The sequence below is a fragment of the Elusimicrobiota bacterium genome, assembly GCA_016218575.1.
Classification (GTDB): Bacteria; Elusimicrobiota; Elusimicrobia; order UBA1565; family UBA9628; genus JACRDN01.
In genome coordinates this window covers 1-8,706 of record JACRDN010000009.1, presented here as the reverse complement: position 1 = coordinate 8,706, position 8,706 = coordinate 1, and the positions used below count along the sequence as shown (strand labels likewise).

Annotated in this window: 9 protein-coding genes; 4 read left to right on the top strand and 5 right to left on the bottom strand. The window is 63.4% G+C overall.

Annotated elements, in window-relative coordinates:
* Window positions 1–82: 82 nt before the first annotated feature.
* From HY921_02400 to HY921_02390, 3 genes are read right to left on the bottom strand one after another with little or no spacing between them, the layout of a single operon-like run.
* Window positions 83–1,108 carry a zinc-binding dehydrogenase gene (locus HY921_02400; GenBank protein ID MBI5629717.1) on the bottom strand — a complete coding sequence of 342 codons (1,026 nt, stop codon included), beginning with the start codon at window positions 1,106–1,108 and terminating at the stop codon, window positions 83–85.
* Window positions 1,105–2,250: an acyl-CoA dehydrogenase family protein gene (locus HY921_02395; protein MBI5629716.1), complete on the bottom strand. Its 1,146-nt coding sequence runs from the start codon at window positions 2,248–2,250 to the stop codon at window positions 1,105–1,107. Before HY921_02395 ends, HY921_02400 begins: the two co-directional genes overlap by 4 nt.
* Window positions 2,240–3,088 carry a 3-hydroxybutyryl-CoA dehydrogenase gene (locus HY921_02390; GenBank protein MBI5629715.1) on the bottom strand — a complete coding sequence of 283 codons (849 nt, stop codon included), beginning with the start codon at window positions 3,086–3,088 and terminating at the stop codon, window positions 2,240–2,242. Before HY921_02390 ends, HY921_02395 begins: the two co-directional genes overlap by 11 nt.
* A 117-nt stretch (window positions 3,089–3,205) precedes the next feature.
* Here HY921_02390 and HY921_02385 point away from each other — a divergent pair, with 117 nt between their 5' ends.
* On the top strand, window positions 3,206–4,546 hold the full coding sequence (locus HY921_02385) for a lysine 2,3-aminomutase (GenBank protein MBI5629714.1): 1,341 nt from the start codon (window positions 3,206–3,208) through the stop codon (window positions 4,544–4,546).
* A gap of 2 nt (window positions 4,547–4,548) precedes the next feature.
* Window positions 4,549–5,106 (top strand): dTDP-4-dehydrorhamnose 3,5-epimerase, encoded by a 558-nt coding sequence (gene rfbC, locus HY921_02380; GenBank protein ID MBI5629713.1) that lies wholly within the window; start codon window positions 4,549–4,551, stop codon window positions 5,104–5,106.
* Here the strand turns inward: rfbC and HY921_02375 are convergent.
* Together HY921_02375 and HY921_02370 are read right to left on the bottom strand one after the other, a co-directional pair.
* Window positions 5,090–5,749 (bottom strand): RluA family pseudouridine synthase, encoded by a 660-nt coding sequence (locus HY921_02375; GenBank protein MBI5629712.1) that lies wholly within the window; start codon window positions 5,747–5,749, stop codon window positions 5,090–5,092. The two genes, rfbC and HY921_02375, sit on opposite strands and share 17 nt — an antisense overlap.
* Window positions 5,749–6,564 carry a hypothetical protein gene (locus HY921_02370; GenBank protein MBI5629711.1) on the bottom strand — a complete coding sequence of 272 codons (816 nt, stop codon included), beginning with the start codon at window positions 6,562–6,564 and terminating at the stop codon, window positions 5,749–5,751. The genes HY921_02375 and HY921_02370 overlap by 1 nt, the downstream gene beginning before the upstream one ends.
* A 24-nt stretch (window positions 6,565–6,588) precedes the next feature.
* Between HY921_02370 and HY921_02365 the strand changes: the two genes are divergently transcribed.
* Together HY921_02365 and HY921_02360 are read left to right on the top strand one after the other, a co-directional pair.
* On the top strand, window positions 6,589–7,734 hold the full coding sequence (locus tag HY921_02365; GenBank protein ID MBI5629710.1) for a metallophosphoesterase: 1,146 nt from the start codon (window positions 6,589–6,591) through the stop codon (window positions 7,732–7,734).
* Between the two features lie 34 nt (window positions 7,735–7,768).
* Entirely contained in the window at window positions 7,769–8,569 is an 801-nt protein-coding gene (locus HY921_02360) for a DUF3014 domain-containing protein (GenBank protein ID MBI5629709.1), read from the top strand.
* Window positions 8,570–8,706 lie beyond the last annotated feature (137 nt).

The following is an 8,706-nucleotide window of genomic DNA, read 5'->3' as shown; positions in this document are numbered from 1 at the left end:
GGCCCAACCGGGCAACTTCCCCAGGCTAACGGGCCTAGGGCCCCGCCCGAGCCCCACCGCGCGTTGTGGCTCGGTCGGAGCACTAGGCCGTGAGCACGAGTTTGCCTGTAGTGGCTCCGGACTCCAAAGCCTCGTGGGCCTTGCCGGCCTCCTCCATCGGGAAAACGGTCAACGGGACCTTCTTGATCCTGCCTTCGCCGATCCAGCCCAGCAATTCTTTCATGGCTTGGCCGGCCCAGTCCAGCCGGTCAAAGAGATATATCACATTGAAGCCGACCACTCCGCGGTTGAGGGCGGTCATGCCGAAGGGCGAGAACCTGGGAACCCGCAGATAGCTCCAAGCCAAGCGGGGCCAGGAGGGCAGGGCCTTGCCGCGCGGAAAAAAATCCGCGAAGCCGTACACCACCAGGCGCCCCGAGGGCGCCAAATGCTTGTAGCCTTCCCTAAGCGTGGACAGGCCATTGGCATCGAAAATCGCCTCGTAGCCGCCGGGCGAAAGAACCTCCGCTTCCGGCCAGAGCCTTTGGCTCGATTTGTCTATCACGGCCGCCGCTCCCAGCTCCCGACACAAAAACGCTTTGCGGCCCGACCCCACCACCGCCACCGCGCGCAGGCCCGCGATGCGGGAAAGCTGCAATAAAGCCGTGCCCACGCCCCCGGCCGCGGAGTGAATCAGGACGGTCTCGCCCGCCTCCACCCGCGCCGCCTTGAAGAGGCCGTGGTAGGCGGTGAGATAAACCGCCGGGAAGGCCGCGCACTCCTCGAAATTCCAGCCTTCCGGGCAGGGCCAAAGCTGGCGCCGGTCCGCCACGACCTGGCTCGCGTAAGCCCCGAACCGCGATATCCCGAACACCCTCTCCCCTAGCGCAAAATCAGAGACGCCGGGGCCGACTTCCTCCACGACCCCGGAGAACTCGAAGCCCGGGATGATGGGGTAAAGCCCCTTGGCCGCCGGATAGCAGCCCATGCGCACCAGGCAGTCGGCGTAATTGACGCCGATGGCGCGCACGCGCACACGGACCTGGCCGGGCCCCGGCCGCGGGTCTGCCTCCTCGACGAGAGCCAGCGCGGCGTGCCCGCCAGGCCGAGAGACGACGATCTTCCTCACGACTTGAGGACGTCTTTGGCGATGATGAGGCGCTGGATCTCAGAGGTGCCTTCGTAGATCTCGGTGATGCGGGCGTCGCGGAAATAGCGCTCGACCGGGAATTCCCGGATGTAGCCGTTGCCGCCGTGTATCTGAAGGGCATCGTAGGCCACGCGGTTGCACATCTGGGAGGAGAAGAGCTTCGCGATGGAAGCCTCCCTCCCGCAGGGGCGGCCCTCGTTTATAAGCATGGCCGCGCGGTAAGTGAGAAGCCTCGCCGCGTCGATGCCCGCGGCCATGTCCGCGATCTTGAATTGGGTGGCCTGGAACTCTGACAAGGCCTTGCCGAACTGCCGCCGGGCCTTGGCATAGCACACCGCCTCCTCGAAGGCGGCCTGGGCGATGCCCACGGCCTGGGCCGCGATGCTCACTCTCCCGCTTTCCAGCTGGGCCTTGGCGATTTGAAAGCCCTCGTTCTCGGCCCCCAGCCTCTGGGACTTGGGCACCCGGCAGTTATTAAAGGAAAGCTCCCGCGTGTCCGAGGCGCGGATGCCGAGCTTTTTCTCCTTTTTCCCGACCTCGAAGCCCGGGGTTCCTTTTTCTACAAGGATGCAGCTGACACCCCGGCTCCCCAACTCCTTACGGGTGGAGACGAAAACCATGAAAACATGGGCAAAGCCCCCGTTGGTGACCCAGGCCTTGGCCCCGTTTAGAATGTAAAATTCCCCTTCGGCCGAAGCCGAGGCGGAGAGGCTTCCGGCGTCGGAGCCGGCTCCGGACTCTGAGAGGCAGTAAGAGCCGACCCATTCGCCCTTGGCCATCTTGGGAAGGTATCTTTTCTTTTGCTCGTCGGTCCCGAAGCGGTAAATCCCGGAGCAGACCAAGGAGTTGTGGACCGTGAGCCCCACCTGGAATGCCGCCGAGCCCCGGGCCAGCTCCTCCATGGCCAGGACGTAGCTCATGTAGTCGAGTCCCAGACCCCCGTATTCCTCGGGCAGCATCATCCCCAAGAAGCCAAGCTCGGCCGCCTCGGCGTAAAGCTCACGCGGGATGGCCTCGTCCTCGTCGAGCTTCTGGGCCACGGGCTTCAAGCGCTTCTCGGCGAAATCCCGGGCAGAGTCCCGGGCCATTTTCTGGGCCTCGCTCAAGGCCTCAAGCGGCATAGTCGTAGAATCCTTGGCCGGTTTTGCGGCCGAGCTTGCCGGCCGCGACCATTTGGCGAAGAAGAGGGCAGGGGCGGTACTTGGAATCCGAGAATCCTTGATATAGGACTTCCATGATGGCCAGGCAAATGTCCAAGCCGATGAAGTCCGCCAGGGTCAGGGGCCCCATGGGATGGCTCATGCCGAGCTTCATCACGGCGTCGATGTCCTCGCGGCTGCCCACCCCTTCCATCAAGCAGTAGCAGGCCTCGTTGATCATAGGCATGAGGATGCGGTTGGAGAGAAACCCGGGAAAGTCCCTGGAAACCGCCGGGGTTTTGCCTAGCTTCACGGTCAAATCATGGACGGCCTGGTAGGTTTCCTCCGAGGTGGCCTGCCCCCGGATGAGCTCGACCAGCTTCATCACGGGCACGGGGTTCATGAAATGCATGCCCATGACCTTGTCCGGCCTTTTCGTGGCCGCGGCGAGCTCCGTGATCGAGATCGAGGAGGTGTTGGAGGCGAGGATGGCCTCCGAAGCGCATAAGCCGTCCAAGCGCGAAAAAATCTCCTTTTTGAGCGGCAAGGACTCCGGCACGGCCTCCACCACGAGGCCGGCCTCCTTGGCCGCGTCCAGGTCCGCGGCCAAACGTATCCGGGCCAAGGCCCCATCCCTGTCCGCGGCCGAGATAGCGCCCTTGGCCGCCTGGCGGTCCATGTTCTTGGCGATCGAGGTCAGGGCCCTCTCTGCGATGTCTTGCCGGGCCTCGATCAAGGAAACCTCAAACCCCGCCAATGCCATCACATGGGCGATCCCAGAGCCCATCGTCCCTCCACCAACCACAGCAATGCGTTTCATAAAGGCCGGTGTCAGACTATTAACTTTTGCAGCTTATTGAACTTTTGCTCAAAGAAGTTGCATAAGTTGCAAAAGTTAATAGTCTGACATCGGTTGTTATTATATAATTTCGCTGTTATGGTGGCCAAACAACCCTTTCAATATCCTTTAAAGCGGGCCTTCGCCGAGCCCGATTGGACCCGCCTGCCCGGCTATAAGAGCGTATCCCGTCGGGATTGGGAGAGCGCGCTGTGGCAACGCCAGCATTCGGTCAAGAACGTCAAGGAGCTCAAGGATGTGTTCGGCGCCTACTTCGACGACGATCTGGCCGAGGACGTCCTGCGCGACCAGTGCGAGCGGGCCACCATGTCCATTCTCATCCCCCCGCACATGCTCAACACCATGAACGAGAGGGACCTGCGCCGCGACCCGGTGCGCCGCTACATGCTGCCCATTTTCAGCGACCGCCACCCGAAGTGGCCCAATCACCCCATGGCCACCCGAGACAGCCTGCATGAAAGCGAGATGTGGGCCGTGGAGGGCCTCACCCACCGCTACCCCACCAAGGTCTTGGCCGAGCTCATCGCGACCTGCCCCCAGTACTGCGGGCACTGCACGCGCATGGACTTGGTGGGCAACTCCGTGCCCCAGGTCCAGAAGCATAAATTTTCCTCCCAACCCCAGCGCCGCTACCAGGAGATCCTGGACTATTTGAGGAAGACCCCATCGGTGCGAGACGTCGTGGTCTCGGGCGGCGACGTCGCCAACGTCCCCATCGCCCAGCTCGAGGCCTTCGTCTCGTCCCTCATGGACATACCCAATATCCGCGACATTCGTCTGGCCTCCAAGGGCCTGCAGGGCCTGCCCCAACATTTCCTCCAAGACGAGGTCCTCAAGAGCCTGGAGCGCCTCGCCAAGAAATCCTGGGAACGCGGGGTGGACCTCGCGGTCCACACCCATGTCAACCATGCCAATCAGATCACTCCTCTTCTTTCCAAAGCCGTCAAGAAACTGCTCGAGATGGGTTTCAGGGACGTGCGCAACCAAGGGGTGATCCTGCGCGGGGTCAACGCGACCTCCCACGATCTTCTCGAGCTTTGCTTCACCCTTCTCGACCACGGCAAGATCATGCCCTACTATTTCTACGTCTGCGACATCATCCCCAACTCCGAGCATTGGCGCACCTCTATCCGCGAGGCCCAACAGCTCCAGCACGACATCATGGGCTACATGCCGGGGTTCGCCACGCCGCGCATCACCTGCGACGTGCCCTACGTCGGAAAGCGCTGGGTACACCAGGTCGCCGCCTACGACCATGCCCGAGGGATCTCCTATTGGACCAAGAACTACCGCACCTCCATCGAGGCAGAGGACCCAGAGGCCCTCACTCGCCGCTACGAGTACTACGATCCCGTCTACACCTTGCCCCCCGAGGGCCAGGAGCATTGGCGGCGTCAGCAAGCCGCCGCCAAGGCGTGAGCATGGGCTTAACATTCACGCCCTATCAAATTCCGGGATTACTTCTGGTCGAAGGAAAGCTCTTCCCCGACTCGCGCGGCCACTTCATGGAAAGCTACCGCGAAATCGACTATAAGGACAGCCCCGTCCCGAGCCTGGTGCAGGACAATCTTTCCCGCTCGCGCCGCGGCGTGGTCCGGGGTCTTCACTACCAGAAGAACCCCTCGGCCATCGGCAAGCTCGTCCGTTGTGTGGCCGGCCGCATTCTCGACGTGGCCGTGGACATCCGCAAGGGCTCGCCCACCTACGGGAAATGGGCCGGCGTGGAGCTAAGAGGCGAGGAGAACCGCATGCTTTGGGTGCCCCCGGGGTTCGCCCATGGCTTCTATGTGCTCTCGGAATGGGCCGACGTGCTCTACAAGGTAAGCGGCTACTGGGTTGCCCAGGACGACTGCGGCGTGCTTTGGAACGACCCGGCCATAGGGATCGCCTGGCCTTCTGGAGAGACCCTGGTCTCGGACAAGGACGCCCGCCTGCCCATTTTGGCCCAGGCCGACAACAACTTCAGCTGGCGGCCCTGAGCAAGGTCAGCGCGTCCAAGAAATCCCGGCCCGCCTCGGCGCGGATCTTAAGCTCTTTGCCGTCCCAGTCCGGCACGACCAGCTCCACAGCGTGAAGCATGAGGCGGGCGGCACCCCCCACCGGCCGCTCCCGGCCGTACAAGGAATCGCCGAGAATGGGGTGGCCCAGGCCGAAGAGATGGGCGCGCAATTGATGCCGGCGCCCCGTCACCGGACGCAGCTCCAGCAAAGTCGCGCCGCGCAGGGCCTCAAGGGCCTTATAATAAGTGAGGCTCGGCTTGCCACCCTCGCCCGCGCGGGCAACACCCATGCGCCCGGAGCCGTAGGCCCGCAAGGGGGCGTCTATTTTCCCTTCCCCCCTGACATCTCCAAGGACAACCGCCAGGTAAGTCTTGCGAACTTCGCGCCGCTCAAAGAGAAGACACAGCCGCTTGTGTGCCCGCTCCTCTTTGGCGAACACCAAGACGCCGCTAGCCTCGCGATCCAAGCGATGGACCGCGAAGGCCGGGCGCCGGAGATAAGCCGAAACCTCCTCTTTTAAGGAAGGAGCGTCATCCCTCCCGCGCCCCGGCACCGCCAGCTGCCCGCGGGGCTTGTCCACCGCGATAAGGCGCTCGTCCTCGTGCAGAACGCGGATAGGCATCAGCCCGGGCGGATCGTCATCAGGGTCAGAAGCCACCGGGCCTCGCGCTCGCAGTCGGCCAGAGACTCGTAGCCCATCTCCCGCAAAGGCCTCCCCTCGAGAAGGACAGAGCTGCCGCGGCTCAAGCACGCCCGCGGGGCGCGGCCGGAAAGATCGGCCAGAAGAATCTTGAAATTGCTGAGCGCGGTATAGGCCATGCGCCCCTTCAGGATGGAGTAGTCGAAACGCTCCGCGGCCACGCGCCAGCGCCTTGGGTTGGGGCCGCCCTCGAGGATGTCCAGGAAGAAGACCCAATCCGAGCTCTCGATGACTTTCTCCGCCTCCGGCCGCAGGCCCTTGAGTCCGCCCAAGGGCAGGCCCGTGCCCAGAGAAAGCCCCAGACTTAGAAGCTTCTGGGAAATGCCGGGCCCGCCGGCCTCGAATTTTTGGACGCGCTTCTCCTTGAGGCCCGCCGCCGCCAGGAGGCGGATGCGCCCCCAGTCCAGCTTCTCGCTCGGCTCGGCGGCCCCGAGCCATAGCACCTCGGGGGAAAGCCTCATGGCCGCGGCCTCGCGGGCCTGGGGAAGCTCTTCGACGAGGCTTTGCGGAACGGCCACAAATTCGCTCCCTCCCTGCGAGAGGGCTTGGGCGAGCTCCCGCGCCGAGGCTTCCGCCAGCCCCTGCTCAAGCAATCCCCAAGAGCGGCGCAAGAGCATGAGCGCGTCCTGCGCCGGGATGCCCCTCTGCCGAGCCAAGGCCGGCGCCGCCGCGCTCAAATCCCCGCCGGCCCGGCCCGCGATCACAGCGTATTCCAACGGCTTCTCGGATGGGGCCACGCCCTATTTTATATGATATTGCCTATGTGCCGCGCTTGGCTCGGCTTCATGGCCGTCTCGTTGGGGCTCCTGACCCGCGGACAGGCCTGGGCTTTAAGGGCTCCCTATATCGTCGCTGCGGCCCCGGGCTCCATGACGGTTTGCTGGGAGACCGCCCCCCAGGCCGAGTCCTGCCAAGACTTCAAAAACCTTTCCCCCGGCAAGGAATTCAACTATTCCTTACCGGGCCTCGGCGCAACCTGGACCGCGAAGGCCCTGCCCGGCCCCTCGCAGGAGTTTTCTTTCGCCGCCTTCGGCGATTCCGGAACCGCCAGCCGGGCCCAGAAGAAGATCGCCGCGATCATCAAGGTTTTCGACCCCGAACTGGTCCTTCATTTGGGCGACATCATCTACCCCAAGGGCGACCCGCGCGACTACGACCCCAAGTACTTCGACATATACGGAGAAACCTTGTCCCGCATCCCCTTCTTCCCCGCCATCGGCAACCATGACTACGGCTTTCGAAACGGGGCCCTGGCCCAGCAGCGCTTCGAGGAAGTCTACAACCGGATTTTCCGCCGGCTCAAATATTACTCCTTCGATGCCGGGGACGCCCATTTCGTGTCGCTCGACACCAACAAGGCCTTCGGCAACGAGGCCGCCGCCCCCTTCGGCCCGGGAAGCGAGCAGCGCGCATGGCTAGAGAAAGATTTGGCCAAGTCCAAGGCCAAGTGGAAAATCGTCTTCATGCACGTGCCGGCGTATTCCACGGTGCGCGGCTTGGGAAACAGCGACAGCGTCCGGGACGCCCTGGCCCCGATCTTCGAGAGATACCGGGTGGACCTCGTCCTGGCCGGTCATGTCCACGTCTACGAGAGGAGCCGCCCCATCAACGGCGTGGTCTACGTCAACGCCGGCACGGGCGGGGCCGAGCTCACCTACTCCGATGAGCATGCCGAGTGGCAGGAGAAGCTCATCCTGCGCTACGGACTGGCGCTGGTCAAGGTCAAGGCCTCGGCCCTGGAGCTCAGCTTCATCGACGAGGACGGCAGGATCCGCGACTCCGTCCTCATTTCACGAGAGCGCACGGCCGCGCTCAAGAGAAGCCGCGAGAGCGCCGTCAAGGTCCAGAAAATCATGGAACGCTTGCGAAACATCTTTCTGCCTCCCCTGAAACCGCCCCGTTATTGACAGGATCCCCGCTCAGGGGCTATGCTTGGCCTATATGGCAAACACCAAGGCGCTTTGGGCAAGCATTATCGTCGGATTCGGCGCCGCGGCGGGACTGGCTTTGCGCATGCGCCAGATTCCGACGCATTCCCCTCTCGTCATCCCTGAACCGCCCCCGGCTACGGAGAACGCCCGCCCCCAGGCCAGAGAGCCCTACGCCCCCCCGACTCTTACCTTCGATCAGGGAGACGAAAGAATACGCCAAAGCGCGCGAGAGATTTCTCCGCTTCAGAAGCTTGGGGATTGGCTCAAGATACAAGACTTGATCCGTCGAGCCGCCGCCGCGGTCAACAACATCGCGGAAGGGGCCAGCCCCCGCAACAGCCTCGATTTCCTGGCGCCCAAGAAGCCCTTCTCGATCCGCAGGCAGGGTCAGGGGCTCTACGTCAACCCCCGCTCCTACGCGCGCTACGACGCCGCGGCCGAGGCCTTCTCATCCCTCAACGCCGAAGCCGCCGTCAGGATCCTGGGGGAGCTCCACCCTCTCTTCCAGGGCGCCTGCCGCGAGCTCGGCTGCCGGGACGCCGACTTCAAGCAGACCTTGGTTCGGGCCATCCAGGAACTCCTCAAGACTCCGATCATCGAAGGCCCCATCCCGGTCCAGGCCATGGAAAAGGGAATCTGCTACTCCATCCTTCCCCGCCCGGACGGCAGCTTCGAGCGCCTAAGCGAGGCCCAGAAGCATCTCCTGCGCATGGGCCCCATGAACGCGGCCAAGGTCCAAGCCAAGCTCCGGGAGTTGGCCCGCGCCTTGGGAGTGCCCGAGGAGCAGATTCCCAAGCCCGGCTCCGTTTAGGGCTCGCAATGAAATAATATGACCAACTGGCAGGCCCAGATTCGAGTTGATTTCGAGGCGCGAGGAGGGAGCAATGCCGCAGCGCATTGTGACCGACGAGCAACGAAGAAATCGGCCGAAGATGGGCCTGCCCGGAG

Bases quoted from the DNA above. Each gene is read 5' to 3' on its own strand.
- HY921_02395 (MBI5629716.1), bottom strand. From the start codon at position 2,250: ATGCCGCTTGAGGCCTTGAGCGAGGCCCAGAAAATGGCCCGGGACTCT.
- HY921_02390 (MBI5629715.1), bottom strand. From the start codon at position 3,088: ATGAAACGCATTGCTGTGGTTGGTGGAGGGACGATGGGCTCTGGGATC.
- HY921_02385 (MBI5629714.1), top strand. From the start codon at position 3,206: ATGGTGGCCAAACAACCCTTTCAATATCCTTTAAAGCGGGCCTTCGCC.
- rfbC (MBI5629713.1), top strand. From the start codon at position 4,549: ATGGGCTTAACATTCACGCCCTATCAAATTCCGGGATTACTTCTGGTC.
- HY921_02375 (MBI5629712.1), bottom strand. From the start codon at position 5,749: ATGCCTATCCGCGTTCTGCACGAGGACGAGCGCCTTATCGCGGTGGAC.
- HY921_02365 (MBI5629710.1), top strand. From the start codon at position 6,589: ATGTGCCGCGCTTGGCTCGGCTTCATGGCCGTCTCGTTGGGGCTCCTG.
- HY921_02360 (MBI5629709.1), top strand. From the start codon at position 7,769: ATGGCAAACACCAAGGCGCTTTGGGCAAGCATTATCGTCGGATTCGGC.